We start from the raw sequence: 14,824 nt of genomic DNA, 5'->3' as shown, positions 1-14,824 counted from the left end.
TAACGATTTATTGAAAGGAATGAGAGTGTCTTATCAAGTCACGCTCAAGGCGAGCGGCAAACAATTTACTGTCCAGAAGGATGAAACCCTACTTGAAGCAGCGCTACAACAGGGCATCACCCTTCCCTATGGCTGTAAAAACGGTGCCTGCGGTTCTTGCAAGGGCAAAGTATTAGAGGGTCAGGTAGAGCATGGCCAACATAGCGCTGCCGCCTTAAGCCCTGCTGATGAAGCCTCTGGGGGCGCCTTGTTTTGCTGCGCCCACCCTAAATCAGACCTCCTCATTGAAGCACGCGAAGTTCAAGGCGCCGGCGATATTGCTGTCCGCAAAGTTCCCTGTCGCGTGAACAGCATTACAAAACCGAGTGCCGATGTAGCGATTCTGAAATTGCAATTACCGGCTGCTGAGCGCTTTCAATTTCTGGCCGGGCAATATTTAGAGTTCCTTCTCAAAGATGGGCAACGTCGCGCTTATTCGATTGCCAATGCCCCAGATCAAGAAGGCCCTCTCGAGCTACATATTCGCCACTTACCAGGCGGACTCTTTACCGATTTTGTTTTCGGCACGAAAGATCCTGCACTGAAAGAAAAAGATATTCTGCGTTTTGAAGGGCCCTTGGGCAGTTTCTTCCTCAGAGAAGACTCCAAGAAGCCCATTATCTTTGTTGCAGCAGGTACTGGTTTTGCACCTATCAAGTCCATCGTTGAGCAAATGCAGCTTAAGAAGATTCATCGCCCTATTCACCTGTATTGGGGCGGACGCCGCCCCAATGACCTCTACCTCAATGAACTCTGTCAGTCATGGGCCAAAGACATTCCTAACTTCAAGTTCATCCCAGTTATTTCTGATGCCCTTCCAGAGGATAAATGGGCTGGACGAACCGGTTTTGTCCATCAAGCCGTGATCGCCGACCATCCGGATATGAGCCATTACCAGGTCTATGCCTGTGGCGCACCCGTCATGGTCAATGCAGCCCGCCAGGACTTTTCATCTCATTGTCATTTACCTGAGGAAGAATTCTTTGCGGACTCCTTTACCAGCGCAGCGGATCTCGCCACCAACTAACTTACTAAGCGTGATAATAGAAACCTCATTTGATCTCACTTTGCACACGATATGAATAAGCCAGCCCAATCCGTAGATGCCCATTCAGTGATGTTTATTACCCCGCGACCAGAAGTAGTGATGGTTGAGGGTAAAGGCTCATGGCTCACCGATAACAATGGCAAGCGTTACCTGGACTTTTTGCAAGGTTGGGCAGTGAACTGCTTAGGCCATAGTAATCCCGGCATGATTGAAGCGCTGAATGCACAGGCCAAGAAACTCATTAATCCGAGTCCGGCTTTTTATAACGAGCCGATGATTCGCCTATCGAATCTACTGACTGATAACAGCTGCTTTAACAAAGTGTTTTTTGCTAATAGCGGCGCCGAGGCAAATGAAGGCGCTATCAAGCTGGCACGCAAATGGGGTCAACTCAATAAGTCTGGCGCCTTTGAAATCATCACCTTTGATCACAGCTTTCACGGTCGTACTTTAGCGACGATGAGCGCATCTGGTAAGCCAGGTTGGGACACGATGTTTGCCCCACAAGTTCCAGGCTTTCCGAAGGCGGATTTAAATGATTTGGACTCCGTTAAAAAACTGGTGACTGATAAAACGGTCGCAGTAATGCTTGAGCCGGTGCAAGGCGAAGGCGGCGTAATCCCCGTCACTAAAGAATTTATGCAAAGCCTGCGTAAGTTCACTAAAGAAAATAATATTTTGTTGATCGTGGATGAAGTGCAGGCTGGCTGTGGTCGCACTGGAAAACTGTTCGCTTATCAACATTACGGTATCGAACCAGACATCATGACCCTGGGCAAAGGCATTGGTGGCGGTGTTCCATTGGCAGCGCTGATGGCCACTGATGCTGTCGCCTGTTTTGTTCCTGGCGACCAAGGCGGTACCTATAACGGCAACCCACTCATGACTGCAGTAGGCATCAGCGTGATTGAACAATTACTCGCTCCAGGTTTTTTGGATGCAGTCCGCGCAAAGGGTGAATTGCTCAGCAATGAATTGCTTTCTATCTCAGTAGAATTTAATCTGAATGGCGAGCGTGGCGAAGGACTACTGCGCGCACTGATGTTGAGCAGTGATATTGGCGGCAAGCTGGTTGAGCTAGCTCGCGATAGAGGCCCGGAGGGATTGCTAATTAACTCACCAAGACCCAATCTATTGCGCTTCATGCCAGCCCTGAATGTATCCGATGATGAAATCCGTCAGATGTGCAACATCTTGAGAGAGCTACTCAAGCAAGTTGTCTAGGAACAATTGAGTACGATGTAATAAAGGGGCTTTAAGCCCCTTTATTTTTTATAGCTAGCCAACTAAATTCTTTGGCAGAGAGAATGTAATGTCTTCCACAACACCCTCTAAATTACGAATACTGCGAGGGCCGAATTCTTGAATCTTTTCCACAATCGCGAGCGCTAGACTTTCGGGGGCTGACGCACCCGCAGTGAGGCCCACTCGCCTCTTACCCTCAAACCATTGGGGTTCAAGCTGCTCTGGCGCATCGACCATGTAAGCCGGTACACCGAGTTTTTCAGCTAATTCACGCAAACGATTCGAGTTCGAACTTGCCTTGCTACCCACCACAATAACTACCTCAACCTGAGGTGCCATAAATTTCACGGCATCTTGTCGATTCTGAGTGGCATAACAAATATCTTGTTTGCGAGGCTGAACAATATTTGGGAATTTTTGAGTTAAGGCGTCGACGATTTCTTTCGTCTCATCTACGGAGAGTGTGGTTTGCGTTACAAAAGCAATTTTTTCACTCTCAGCAAAAGGCAGCTTGGCAACATCGGCTACTTTTTCAATCAAATGAACGCCTTCTTTTACCTGCCCCATCGTGCCTTCAACTTCGGGATGTCCAGCATGACCAATCATCAAGACCGTGAAACCATCCTTACACATCTTGACGACCTCAAGATGAACCTTAGTCACCAAAGGACAGGTGGCGTCATACACCTGCAGTCCGCGCGCCTCAGCATCCTTGCGCACTTCTTGAGAAACCCCATGAGCACTAAACACGACGATGCCGCCCTTAGGCACTTCATCCAACTCATCAACAAACACGGCACCTTTTTCACGCAGGCCGTTTACGACATAGGCATTGTGAACAATTTCATGGCGTACATAAATCGGTGCGCCAAAACGTGTCAGAGCTTCATTAACAATATTGATTGCACGATCAACGCCCGCGCAAAAGCCGCGGGGCTGCGCCATCAAAATTTCTGCTGGGGCTTGATTACTCATTCGTTAGAGAATCGCGACGATTTCCGCTTCGAAGGTGACAGGCCTTCCAGCAAGCGGGTGATTGAAATCAAACCAAGCACCCTCTTCATTAATCGATTGCAGTACACCAGCATATTGCGCGCCACCAGGCGCATTAAATTCAATCACGTCGCCAGGATTAAATTCCACATCATCATCGCGACCTTCTTTGAGCGCACCCAAAGAAACCCACTGAATCAATTCTTCCTTACGCTCTCCAAAACTTTCTTCCGGAGGCAACAAGGCACTCTTCTTTTCACCCACAGCTAACCCGATCAACACCTTTTCAAAACAAGGCGCAAATTGTCCAGAACCCATCAGCACCGTCGCAGGGCGATCGATAAAAGTATTGATGTAATCATCCCCACTAGGCAAAGTCAGCCGATAGTTGAGAGTCAGGAAGGAGTTGGGCAAAACCGTAAGCTTAGTCATAAGGTAATTGTATCTAGGCCTGACCCCAGCGTGCACTCGCCCATCACGGATTGGCCAAAAATGGAGCAGCCCCGAGAGAAACTCCGCGCCCTTGGGGCAGCAGCACTGAGCGACGCGGAGCTGCTTGCGATCTTTCTGCGTGTTGGCGTCAAAGGCAAATCTGCAGTGGCATTGGCAGAGGATCTTCTTCACCATTTCGGCAATTTGCCGCGCTTACTGTCCTGCACCCCAGAAGAATTAACCCAGATTCATGGCATGGGTATTTCCAAGTGGTCACAAATTCAAGCCGCTTATGAGCTCGTGAAGCGCAGTCTTGAAGAATCCCTCTCCCAAGACTCGGTTTTTTCATCCCCCGGTTATGTCAAAGAGTTCTTACAAGCCCGATTTGGGCGCCTGCCACACGAAGTCTTCCTCTGCCTGCATCTGGACTCCCGCTTGCACCTGATTGAGTGCCAGGAGCTCTTTAGAGGCTCCCTAACCCACACTGCCGTATACCCCCGAGAAATCCTCAAGGAAGCCCTAGCAAGGAACGCCAGCGCCCTCATCGTGGCCCATAACCACCCCAGCGGAAACCCACTTCCCAGCATAGCTGACCAGGAATTAACAAGGATGCTGTCAAAAGCCTTACAAATGGTGGATATTCCCCTCCTGGACCATTGCATTGTCAGTGAGAGCGGTTTTTTCTCATTTTCAGATGCAGGTCTTATGAAAAATGACTTTAATTAGAAGTAATCACTAACTTATAGGGCTTTTTTCACCAGTATTAGCGGCTAGATAGCCAAATCCTTAAAACTAAAGCCAATTAGGGGTAGATCAAAGTGCTCGGAGACTGATACAATCTTCTTTTTTCGCAATTAATGGAGTTATGTCATGGCAAAAGTTTGCCAAGTCACTGGGAAGAAGCCGATGGTTGGCAACAATGTATCCCATGCAAACAATAAAACGAAGCGTCGCTTTTTGCCGAATTTGCAAAACCGTCGTTTCTGGGTTGAATCTGAAAACCGTTGGATTAGCTTGCGCTTAACCAATGCTGGTTTGCGCGTTATCGACAAGAACGGCATTGATGCTGTGTTGTCTGATCTCCGTGCACGTGGCGAAATTTAAGGAGCGCACAAATGGCTAAAGGCGGCAGAGAAAAAATCAAATTAGAGTCATCAGCTGGTACTGGTCACTTCTATACAACTTCAAAAAACAAGCGTACAAAGCCTGAGAAAATGGAGATCATGAAATTCGATCCAACCATTCGCAAGCACGTTGCTTACAAAGAAACAAAGCTCAAGTAATTTATCGATTCGATATTTATTTGCAGCAAATAAAAAACCCGCTACATCAGCGGGTTTTTTATTGCCTAGATTTTTTTCCTAAGCGTAGCGACGCAATCTCAATGAGAAGTCGCGCAAACTCGAGAGACCACTCTCTTCGGCGCGCTGACACCAAGCATGTAATTGAGATACCAATTGATCACCCGTGGCGTTAGAACGACTCCAGATGGCTTGCAAATCACGACGCATCTCAATCATCTTTCGTAGCTGCGCATTGCTTGCCATGAGCTCTTCCAGCTTGATTTTTTCATCCGCGGTCAAACGAGATTCATCTTTACCTAACCAAGCGCGCGCATCTTTTAAATGAGTGGCTAAGACTTGCATGTGTTGAACTTCATTGCTAAAGAAGGCGCCCAGGGTCTTGCTATAGCGAGCCATGATTTCATAACGGTTAGCAATGATGGCTTCGAGCGTACCTTGGTCGGCAGGACGCAAGTCACTTAGAACCGGCTTGGGAGAAGTCTTCTTCACTTTGGCCAAGCCCACTGCGCTCATCATCTGAATGTACATCCAGCCAATATCAAACTCGTACCACTTACTAGAGAGCTTGGCGCTTGTAGCAAAGGTGTGATGGTTGTTATGTAGCTCTTCACCACCAATCAAAATTCCCCAAGGGAAAATGTTTCTTGATGCGTCCTCGAAGTCATAGTTACGATAACCCCAGTAGTGACCAATGCCATTAATAATTCCAGCAGCAGTAATCGGAATCCACAGCATCTGTACTGCCCAGACAGTTAAACCAATTGCGCCGAACAAGATCACATCAATGATCAACATCAAGGCAACACCTTGCCAAGAAAACTTGGAATAGATGTTGTGCTCGAGCCAATCATCCGGCGTGCCATGACCAAACTTATCTAAGGTCTCTTGATTGCGTGATTCTTTTTTGTACAACTCAGCGCCGCGAGAAAGTACGGTCTTGATGCCGAGAACTTGTGGGCTATGTGGATCATCCACAGTCTCACACTTGGCGTGGTGTTTGCGATGAATCGCAGCCCACTCCTTAGTGACCATACCCGTTGTCAGCCAGAGCCAAAAACGGAAAAAATGCGACATGATGGGATGCAACTCCAAAGCGCGGTGCGCCTGGCAGCGATGCAAAAAAATGGTGACGCTAGCAATAGTGATGTGGGTAGCCACAAGCGTAAAAACGAGGATCTGCCACCAAGCCCAATCTAAGTAGCCATTAGCAAGCCAACTGAGAAATGCATCAAAACCTGAAACTGTATTCAAAAGGGTATCCCCGGAGAGGTCTAAACCCTTATTTTAGTTCCTTAACCACTTTCTTGCTTTTGACTTTTACCGACTTTTCGTCATCTTTATCGACAGTTACCGCAGAAACAGCCGCTTTTTTCTGAAAAACAGCCCCAAAGAAGCCATCTGTACCGTGAATATGGGGCCATAACTGCCACCAGGGGTTATCAGGACTACATCCCAATGGAATTTTATCCTTTGGAAACAATGGCTTAAGTACTTCAGCCGCAGGAACAGCCTCAAAATTAGGGTGCTTTGCCAAGAAATCTTCTGCAATTTGCTGGTTTTCTTGTGGCAATAGGCTGCAGGTGGCATAAACCAAGCGGCCACCCGGCTTGAGCAAGCGACTTGCGGAGGCCAAGATATTCATCTGCTTTTGATTGAGCTCCAGAACACCTTCTGGGGTCTGACGCCATTTGAGATCTGGGTTGCGGCGCAAAGTGCCCATACCGCTACAAGGAGCATCCACCAAAACGCGGTCAATCTTGCCAGCCAAGCGCTTGATCTTGGAATCATTCTCGCTATCAATCCATACGGGGTGCACGTTAGAGAGGCCGCTACGGGCTTGTCGTGGCTTCAAATTGGCCAAGCGACGCTCAGATGTATCTAGGGCATACAAACGACCTGTAGAGCGCATGATTGCCCCAATCGCCAAAGTCTTGCCGCCAGCACCTGCACAAAAGTCCACCACCATCTCACCGCGTTTAGGGGCAAGCAAATAAGCCAACAACTGACTACCTTCGTCTTGAACCTCAAACATCCCTGCTTTAAAGCCAACCGTATTTTGCAAAGCAGGCTTACCCATGATGCGAACACCATCAGGAGCATACGGAGTTGGGATTGCTTGATAGCGACCACCAAGAGCATTCATCTCTGCAAGCAATTGCTCACGAGTTGTCTTCATGGTGTTTGCGCGCAAATCCAAAAGCGCTGGATGCATGAGTGATTTAGCTAACTCTTCACGTGACTCTTCACCAGGATATTTTCCAAAAGCATCCCATAACCATTCGGGCAAATTATTTCGAACTAAGGGATTAAGCGCTGATGGATCGACCGTTGCAAAACGTTGCAACCACTCGTACTCACCTGTCTTCAATACGTGGGCTAAATCAGCAATCGCACTCTCAGCACGGTTGGCAGAACCTAAACCACCTTCAGACAAAGCAGACAGCAAACCCAATAGGGCTAAGCGTCTAGCCTGTGATCCCTCGCCACTGGAAGCGAACTGTGAGAACTCATTTTTACGACGCAAGATAGCAAAAGCACTCTCAGCAATTAAGGCGCGATCACGATTACCTAACTGCGGTTCAGAGCGGAAATAACGACTAACAACACGATCTGCCGGTTGTTCAAAATTCAACAACTCTGGAAGCAGGCGCTCCAAATGAATTGCATGCTGAGGCAAAGCCTTGGCATTAGAAAAGTTTTTTTGGCCTTCGGGCGCAATGATGTTTCCACTCGCATTTCGACGCTCTGGGCGACGCAATGGATCTTTAGATTTAGCGGCGTAACTTTTTTGTGGGCCTAGGCGTGATCCAGATCTAGATCCAGACTTTGAGCCAGTACCGGCTCCGCGGGATGAACGTTCTTTACTCATAATTTTATTAATTGCGACTCCGGTGGTTGAACCTGAACTTGATTACCTTCTATTCGCAATCGTCCATCTAGGAACCATTTTACGGCCCGCGGGTAAATCTGATGCTCGGCAGCCAAAACTCGTGCCGCCAAGCTATCCGCATCATCGCCCGGAAGCACTGGAACTGAGGCTTGGCAAATGATGGGGCCTTCATCCACGCCCTCGGTTACAAAGTGCACGCTGGCTCCATGTTCGGCTACGCCAGCCTCCAAAGCCCGCTCGTGGGTATGCAAACCCGGGAAGGCTGGTAACAAAGCGGGGTGAATATTGATGAGTCGACCCTCAAAATGACGAATAAAGCCGGGGGTCAGAATGCGCATAAAACCCGCCAGAACGACCAAATCCGCACCCAATTCATCGATTTTCTCGATCAGGGCGGCATCAAAGGACTCACGCGTGGCATGTTCTTTGTGTTCAATAGCAAAGGCAGGAATGCCCTGAGAGCGAGCAAAATCAAGGCCCTTAGCTGCAGAGTGATTAGCAATCACCCCTGCAAAAGTGACGGGCCACCGCTCTTTTTGAGCTGTTTTGACGATGGCCTCGAAATTGGATCCGCGGCCTGAGATTAAGGTGACGATAGATGGCATGCCCACAATATAATTGATGGTTACCCCGAAAGCGACCCTGAAAGCGATTTAGTGAACGTATTCCGTGGCCCTACCCAGTTTTCTGCAGGACCAGCTTGTGCCTTAACCATCGGTAATTTCGATGGCGTGCACAGGGGTCATCGCGCCCTGCTCAAACAACTGAAGGACGGCGCCCAAGAGCGTGGCTTGGTGAGTTGCGTGATGACTTTCGAGCCGCACCCCAAGGAATTCTTTTCTCCAGAACAAGCTCCGCCACGGATTCTGAATTTGCGTGACAAGCTTGCTGCGTTTGCGGACATTGGTATTGATCGTGTAGTGGTGGAGCATTTCAATTCGGCATTCGCTCGTCTCACACCTGAAGAATTTGTTTCTGAAATCATCGTTAAACAACTCCACGCTAAATGGATTTTGATTGGGGATGATTTTTGCTATGGCGCAAAACGCGCCGGCAACTTTGCAAGCCTCAAGGCTGCTGGCGAACAATTTGGTTTTGAAGTTTCCAGTATTCACACCGTGCAAGAAGATGGTGAAAGAATTTCTAGCTCAGCATTACGCAATGCATTGGCTAATGGAGATATGGATCAAGCCACCAAATTATTAGGTCGGCCTTACGGCATCTCTGGTCATGTGATTCATGGTCAAAAGTTAGGGCGCACCTTGGGCTTCCCAACACTGAACTTAGCGGTAGCCAATCACCTGCATCATCGTAAGCCTGCATGCTCCGGCATCTTCACCGCGCAAGTATTAGGGCTTGGGGATAAGCCACTTCCCGCCGTAGCCAGTCTTGGCGTAAGACCAACCGTCGAAGATGAAGGTCGTGTTCTCCTGGAGACGCACATCTTTAATTACAACGCAGATGTTTACGGAAAAATTATTACCGTAGAGCTCTTAGAAAAAATTCGTGACGAGGCGAAGTACTCTGACCTCGACACCCTTACCAAAGCGATTGCATCCGATGCAGCGCATGCCAGAAATTATTTCCAGAAAAAAGCTTATGTCTGAAAAAGAAAACTCTTATCCCGTCAATCTTCTAGAGACGTCGTTCCCAATGCGGGGAGACCTACCAAAGCGTGAGCCTCAATGGGTTGCTCAATGGCAGAAAAATAAACTCTACGAAAAGATTCGTGCGGCACACGCCAATCAACCGAAATTCATTCTGCATGATGGCCCTCCATACGCAAACGGTGATATTCATATTGGTCATGCGGTAAATAAGATCCTCAAGGACATGATTGTGAAGTCTCGCTGGTTGATGGGTTTTGACTCTGCATATGTCCCAGGCTGGGATTGCCATGGCATGCCGATTGAGATTCAGATTGAAAAACAGTTTGGCAAGAATCTCCCAACGGCAGAAGTGCAGGCTAAGGCTCGAGCCTATGCGCAAGTGCAAGTAGACAAGCAAAAGATCGACTTTGAGCGCTTGGGCGTTTTAGGCGACTGGAACAACCCCTACCTCACCATGAATTTCCGCAATGAAGCCGATGAAATTCGTGCACTTGGGAAGATCTGGGAAAAGGGATATGTTTTCCGTGGCCTAAAGCCTGTCAACTGGTGTTTTGATTGCGGCTCTGCATTAGCTGAAGCTGAAGTGGAATATCAAGATAAGACTGACCCAACAGTCGATGTTGGCTTTGCATTTGATGATGCACAGCGCCCACAACTCGCAAAAGCATTTGGCCTGCCTGAGATTCCAACTAAGCCTGGAATGATTGTGATTTGGACTACAACACCTTGGACCATTCCATCAAACCAAGCACTCAATGTTCATCCTGAGCTCAGCTATGCCTTGGTGGACACTGGCGACAAGTTGCTCATCTTGGCAGAAGACCGTGTGGAAACTTGCTTGGAAGACTTTGGTCTTGAAGGTAAAGTGATTGGCACTTGTTTGGGCAGCCAGTTAGCCAATATCTCTTTCTGGCATCCACTCGCTCCATTGCATGAGGGATATAAACGCCTCTCACCAATCTACCCTGCCGAATACGTCACTTTAGATACTGGTACAGGTGTGGTGCACTCTGCTCCAGCCTATGGTGAGGAAGACTTTAAGTCTTGCAAGGCAAATAAACTGGCTGATAAAGATATCTTGAACCCAGTCATGGGTAATGGCGTCTACGCATCCTGGTTGCCACTCTTTGCCAACGAATATATTTGGAAAGCTAATCCGAAGATTGTTGAAGCCATGCGTGAAGCAGGCAGCCTCTTACGAGATAAAACTTACACCCACTCTTACATGCACTGCTGGCGCCACAAGTCGCCGATCATTTATCGCGCGACCTCACAGTGGTTTGCAAGCATGGACAAAAAACCATCTGATGGCAGCGCAAGTTTGCGTGAGACGGCATTGGCAGGTATCGAGAACACGGAGTTCTTCCCAGCGTGGGGCAAGCAACGCCTTAACAGCATGATTGCCAACCGTCCCGACTGGACCTTGTCACGTCAGCGTCAGTGGGGCGTCCCAATGGCTTTCTTTGTTCACAAAGAAAGTGGTGAGCCACATCCACGCACAGTTGAGTTGCTTGAAGAAATTGCAAGGCGTGTTGAAAAAGAAGGTATTGAAGCTTGGCAAAAACTTGAAGTGGCTGAACTACTTGGCGAAGAAGCTGCTCAATACGAAAAGAATCGCGATACCTTGGATGTCTGGTTTGACTCTGGGACTACGCACTGGCACGTTATTCGTGGCTCACACCGCAATGAACTCTATCGCCCCGAGTCTGCGAATGCAGATGGCCGTTTAGCCGACTTATATCTTGAAGGCTCAGACCAACACCGCGGCTGGTTCCACTCCTCCCTGCTTACAGGCGCTATGCTCGATGGCAAGCCGCCATACAAGGCACTCCTGACTCACGGCTTTACCGTTGATGGTCAAGGCCGCAAGATGAGTAAGTCTGTTGGCAATGTGATTGCTCCGCAACAAGTTGCCGACAAGTTAGGTGCTGAAATTATTCGTCTCTGGGTAGCCTCTACCGACTACTCCGGCGAGATGACCATCTCCGATGAGATTCTGAAACGGGTAGTGGAAAGCTATCGCCGTATTCGTAATACATTGCGTTTCTTGTTGGCCAACCTGTCTGACTTTGATCCAAGCAAGCATGCGATGCCCCCAAGTGAATGGTTGGAAATTGATCGCTATGCTGTTGCTCTCGCCAATCAGCTACAGCAAGATGTACAAGCACACTACAAGGCTTATGAGTTCCAGCCAGCTGTAGCGCGCATGCTCACCTTCTGCTCAGAAGATTTGGGTGGCTTTTACTTAGATATTCTGAAAGACCGTCTCTACACCAGCGCACCAGATTCGAAAGAGCGTCGTGCAGCGCAGAATGCTCTCTTCCATATCACGCGCAATCTACTTAAATGGCTAGCGCCGTTCCTCTCCTTTACGGCTGAGGAAGCTTGGTTGTCATTCCCGCATGGTGCGGATGAGAAGTTAAGTGAATCCATCTTCATGGAAGAATTCGGCACTTTCCCAGAAATTGCCCAAGCCACTGAACTTCTTGCCAAATGGAATCGTGTCCGAGAAATTCGTTCCGAAGTGACTAAAGCAATTGAGATTGAGCGTGAAGCAGGTAACGTAGGCTCATCCTTGCAAGCCGAACTCACCATCAAAGTTGGTGACGTCGATTTCGCAATTCTGCATTCCCTGGAAGATGACTTGCGCTTTGTGACTATCACCTCCAGCGCCAATCTCGAACTAAGCAATGCAGGCCTTGAAGTTCTCGTACGTGGCAGCCAATATAAGAAATGCGGTCGTTGCTGGCATCACACTGCCGATGTTGGCGCGAATGCGGAACATCCAGAGTTATGTGGTCGTTGCGTCAGCAATCTTTTTGGTGATGGCGAGTCACGCTTGTTTGCGTAAGTAAACGATACGCAAACCAATCAAGATCTATGAACGCAAACCTATCATTTCTCCGTTATCTAGCGATTGCAATTGTTACGCTATTGCTAGACCAGCTGAGTAAATGGTCTGCCTTAAGTAATTTGCAGTTAGGGGTACCTGAACCTGTTTTGCCATTTATGAACTGGCTCCTTTTATTTAATCCAGGAGCTGCGTTTTCATTTTTAGCGCAGGGTTCTGGTTGGCAGCGCTGGTTCTTTACAGTTCTTGGTTTGGCGGCCTCCACTTATATCCTTTGGCTGCTGCGCAAGAGCCTAGGCGACAAAATGCTCTGCTGGTCCCTCAGCCTCATTCTGGGTGGCGCACTAGGCAATGTCCTCGATCGCATTATGTATGGCGCTGTAGTGGACTTTATTGACCTGCATTACGCCAATTGGCATTGGCCAGCCTTCAATATTGCTGACAGCGCCATTTGCATCGGTGCGGCCCTCATTATTTGGGGTGAGCTACGCAAGTCATTTGGCAAAACTTCCCAATCCCTTTAAGCTGGCGCCATGCAATCACTTTTAAATAAGAAAATCGTTCTTGGCATCTCCGGTGGCATTGCAGCCTATAAGTCTGCCGAGCTAGCGCGCCAGCTGATGCAAGAAGGTGCGAGCGTACAAGTGGTGATGACAGAAGCTGCTCAGCAATTTGTAACGCCAGTTACTATGCAGGCACTCACTGGCAACCCGGTTTACACCAGCCAATGGGATAGCAGTATTGCTAACAATATGGCCCATATTGAACTCTCCAGAGCAGCAGACGCAATTGTGATTGCACCTGCAAGCGCGGATCTTATGACTAAGCTTTCTCTCGGCTTGGCAGATGACTTGCTCTCCACTCTTTGCCTAGCAAGAGATTGTCCACTATTGATGGCTCCCGCCATGAATAAACAGATGTGGGAACACGCAGCAACACAAAGAAGCGCCGAGCGCCTCCTTGCAGATAAAGTTACATTACTCGGCCCAGCAAGTGGCTTTCAGGCATGTGGCGAAGTAGGCTACGGACGCATGCTCGAGCCCGCTGAAATTACTGAGCAACTGATTGCCTTCTTTCAGAAGAAACCATTAGCAGGCAAGCGTGTACTCATTACTGCTGGCCCTACCTTTGAAGCGATTGATCCTGTACGCGGCATCACCAATCGTAGCTCTGGAAAGATGGGCTTTGCGATCGCTCGTGCAGCTGTTGAAGCTGGCGCAGAAGTGCACCTGATTGCTGGTCCTTGCGACTTGGATACACCACTCGCCGCAACTGGAAAAATTACCCGCACTAACGTAGTCAGCGCTAAAGAAATGCATGCAGCCACTATGCAATCTTCTGACTGCGATATTTTCTTTGCAGTTGCTGCGGTGGCTGACTGGGGTATTGCCAAGCCAGCGAAAGAAAAGATCAAGCGCCAAGGTAAGCAAGCTCCAAACTTAGAGTTTGTGGCTAACCCAGACATCCTTGCCGATATGGCTAAAACGGTCAAAACCAAAGGTGGCAAGGCACACCCTTATTGCGTGGGCTTTGCAGCTGAATCTACCGACCTCCAAAAGCATGCTGAAGAGAAGCGTAAGCGCAAAGGCATCCCGATGGTAGTTGGCAATATTGGCCCAGATACTTTTGGCAGCGATCTTAACCAACTCCTCATCATTGATGAGAGTGGCAGCAAGAAAATTGCTAAAGCTGAAAAGCTCCAACTTGCACGTCAACTGATTCAGCTGGTCGCCAAAAAAATCTAGTCTCACCAAAAACTTATTCCAATTATTTTTATCCCGTTTTAGGAAATTCCATGCAACAACTTCAAGTCAAAATTCTCGATGAACGTATGCGCGATCAACTGCCTGCCTACGGGACCCCAGGTAGTGCCGGATTAGATCTGCGCGCCTGCATTGATGAGGCTATTGAAATTGCTCCAGGACAAACAGTACTTGTCCCAACAGGTCTCGCAATCTATGTAGAGGACCCTCGCTATGCGGCATTTATTCTTCCCCGCTCTGGCCTAGGCCATAAGCATGGCATCGTTCTCGGAAATCTAGTGGGATTAATTGACTCGGACTATCAAGGCCAGCTGATGGTCAGCACCTGGAATCGCGGATCTACAGCATTCAAACTAGAGCCAATGGAGCGCCTAGCTCAGCTAGTAGTCATGCCAGTCCAACAGGTAGAACTTAAGGTGGTTGAAGAATTCACCGAGAGTAGTCGCGGAGCTGGTGGGTTTGGAAGTACAGGACGCAGCTGATTTCAGTCGCCAGTCTTCTTCAATAAAAAAACCACCCGAATGAACTGACCCCCAAAAGTTGGACGCTTTGTCCAACCAAGGGGGTTTTGTTTTATGAGCAAGTACAGCAAGCAGTTCAAGCTAAAGGTAGTTAAAGAGTTTCTAGAGTTTGGCGGTCTTAAGCGGGT

At 48.5% G+C, this 14,824-nt stretch carries 15 protein-coding genes; 10 read left to right on the top strand and 5 right to left on the bottom strand.

Annotation, left to right across the window (positions count from 1 at the left end):
* Nucleotides 1–25 precede the first annotated feature (25 nt).
* Together ICN11_RS09640 and ICN11_RS09635 are read left to right on the top strand one after the other, a co-directional pair.
* Nucleotides 26–1,066, top strand: coding sequence for a 2Fe-2S iron-sulfur cluster-binding protein (locus ICN11_RS09640; protein ID WP_216230207.1), 1,041 nt, complete (start codon nucleotides 26–28; stop codon nucleotides 1,064–1,066).
* A 51-nt stretch (nucleotides 1,067–1,117) separates the two neighbouring features.
* Entirely contained in the window at nucleotides 1,118–2,311 is a 1,194-nt protein-coding gene (locus ICN11_RS09635; RefSeq protein WP_216230206.1) for an acetylornithine transaminase, read from the top strand.
* Between the two features lie 54 nt (nucleotides 2,312–2,365).
* On the opposite strand, the gene ispH is transcribed toward ICN11_RS09635, so the two are convergent.
* Both ispH and ICN11_RS09625 read right to left on the bottom strand, forming a co-directional pair.
* Nucleotides 2,366–3,307: a 4-hydroxy-3-methylbut-2-enyl diphosphate reductase gene (gene ispH / locus ICN11_RS09630; protein WP_216230205.1), complete on the bottom strand. Its 942-nt coding sequence runs from the start codon at nucleotides 3,305–3,307 to the stop codon at nucleotides 2,366–2,368.
* A 3-nt stretch (nucleotides 3,308–3,310) separates the two neighbouring features.
* Nucleotides 3,311–3,757 carry a peptidylprolyl isomerase gene (locus tag ICN11_RS09625; RefSeq protein ID WP_041484945.1) on the bottom strand — a complete coding sequence of 149 codons (447 nt, stop codon included), beginning with the start codon at nucleotides 3,755–3,757 and terminating at the stop codon, nucleotides 3,311–3,313.
* Nucleotides 3,758–3,799: 42 nt separating this feature from the next.
* On the opposite strand from ICN11_RS09625, the gene radC reads away from it, so the two are divergent.
* The 3 genes from radC to rpmG all read left to right on the top strand — a co-directional run bounded on the left by radC (nucleotide 3,800) and on the right by rpmG (nucleotide 5,040).
* Nucleotides 3,800–4,483, top strand: a complete 684-nt coding sequence (gene radC, locus ICN11_RS09620) for a DNA repair protein RadC (RefSeq protein WP_370623625.1) — start codon at nucleotides 3,800–3,802, stop codon at nucleotides 4,481–4,483.
* Nucleotides 4,484–4,627: 144 nt separating this feature from the next.
* Nucleotides 4,628–4,861, top strand: coding sequence for a 50S ribosomal protein L28 (rpmB, locus tag ICN11_RS09615; protein ID WP_011903570.1), 234 nt, complete (start codon nucleotides 4,628–4,630; stop codon nucleotides 4,859–4,861).
* Nucleotides 4,862–4,872: 11 nt separating this feature from the next.
* Nucleotides 4,873–5,040 carry a 50S ribosomal protein L33 gene (gene rpmG, locus ICN11_RS09610; RefSeq protein ID WP_015421876.1) on the top strand — a complete coding sequence of 56 codons (168 nt, stop codon included), beginning with the start codon at nucleotides 4,873–4,875 and terminating at the stop codon, nucleotides 5,038–5,040.
* A 78-nt stretch (nucleotides 5,041–5,118) separates the two neighbouring features.
* On the opposite strand, the gene ICN11_RS09605 is transcribed toward rpmG, so the two are convergent.
* Genes ICN11_RS09605 through purN form a run of 3 tightly spaced genes read right to left on the bottom strand, consistent with a single transcriptional unit; the run spans nucleotide 5,119 to nucleotide 8,556 of the window.
* Nucleotides 5,119–6,312: an acyl-CoA desaturase gene (locus ICN11_RS09605; RefSeq protein ID WP_216230203.1), complete on the bottom strand. Its 1,194-nt coding sequence runs from the start codon at nucleotides 6,310–6,312 to the stop codon at nucleotides 5,119–5,121.
* Between the two features lie 28 nt (nucleotides 6,313–6,340).
* Entirely contained in the window at nucleotides 6,341–7,930 is a 1,590-nt protein-coding gene (locus ICN11_RS09600; protein ID WP_216230202.1) for an RsmB/NOP family class I SAM-dependent RNA methyltransferase, read from the bottom strand.
* Nucleotides 7,927–8,556 carry a phosphoribosylglycinamide formyltransferase gene (gene purN / locus ICN11_RS09595; RefSeq protein ID WP_216230201.1) on the bottom strand — a complete coding sequence of 210 codons (630 nt, stop codon included), beginning with the start codon at nucleotides 8,554–8,556 and terminating at the stop codon, nucleotides 7,927–7,929. Before purN ends, ICN11_RS09600 begins: the two co-directional genes overlap by 4 nt.
* A 51-nt stretch (nucleotides 8,557–8,607) precedes the next feature.
* Here purN and ICN11_RS09590 point away from each other — a divergent pair, with 51 nt between their 5' ends.
* The 5 genes from ICN11_RS09590 to dut are packed head-to-tail and all read left to right on the top strand — an operon-like array spanning nucleotide 8,608 to nucleotide 14,657.
* Complete coding sequence (locus tag ICN11_RS09590) at nucleotides 8,608–9,558, top strand: bifunctional riboflavin kinase/FAD synthetase (RefSeq protein ID WP_216230200.1); 951 nt, start codon at nucleotides 8,608–8,610, stop codon at nucleotides 9,556–9,558.
* Nucleotides 9,533–12,412, top strand: coding sequence for an isoleucine--tRNA ligase (gene ileS, locus ICN11_RS09585; RefSeq protein ID WP_370623624.1), 2,880 nt, complete (start codon nucleotides 9,533–9,535; stop codon nucleotides 12,410–12,412). The genes ICN11_RS09590 and ileS overlap by 26 nt, the downstream gene beginning before the upstream one ends.
* 29 nt (nucleotides 12,413–12,441) lie before the next feature.
* Nucleotides 12,442–12,936, top strand: a complete 495-nt coding sequence (lspA, locus tag ICN11_RS09580) for a signal peptidase II (RefSeq protein WP_216230198.1) — start codon at nucleotides 12,442–12,444, stop codon at nucleotides 12,934–12,936.
* A gap of 9 nt (nucleotides 12,937–12,945) precedes the next feature.
* On the top strand, nucleotides 12,946–14,157 hold the full coding sequence (coaBC, locus tag ICN11_RS09575) for a bifunctional phosphopantothenoylcysteine decarboxylase/phosphopantothenate--cysteine ligase CoaBC (RefSeq protein WP_216230197.1): 1,212 nt from the start codon (nucleotides 12,946–12,948) through the stop codon (nucleotides 14,155–14,157).
* A gap of 50 nt (nucleotides 14,158–14,207) precedes the next feature.
* Nucleotides 14,208–14,657, top strand: a complete 450-nt coding sequence (gene dut, locus ICN11_RS09570) for a dUTP diphosphatase (protein WP_216168850.1) — start codon at nucleotides 14,208–14,210, stop codon at nucleotides 14,655–14,657.
* Nucleotides 14,658–14,824: the final 167 nt, after the last annotated feature.

The organism is Polynucleobacter sp. 78F-HAINBA (assembly GCF_018882325.1).
In the GTDB taxonomy this organism is placed as follows: Bacteria; Pseudomonadota; Gammaproteobacteria; order Burkholderiales; family Burkholderiaceae; genus Polynucleobacter.
This window is presented reverse-complemented; position numbering and strand designations above follow the sequence as displayed.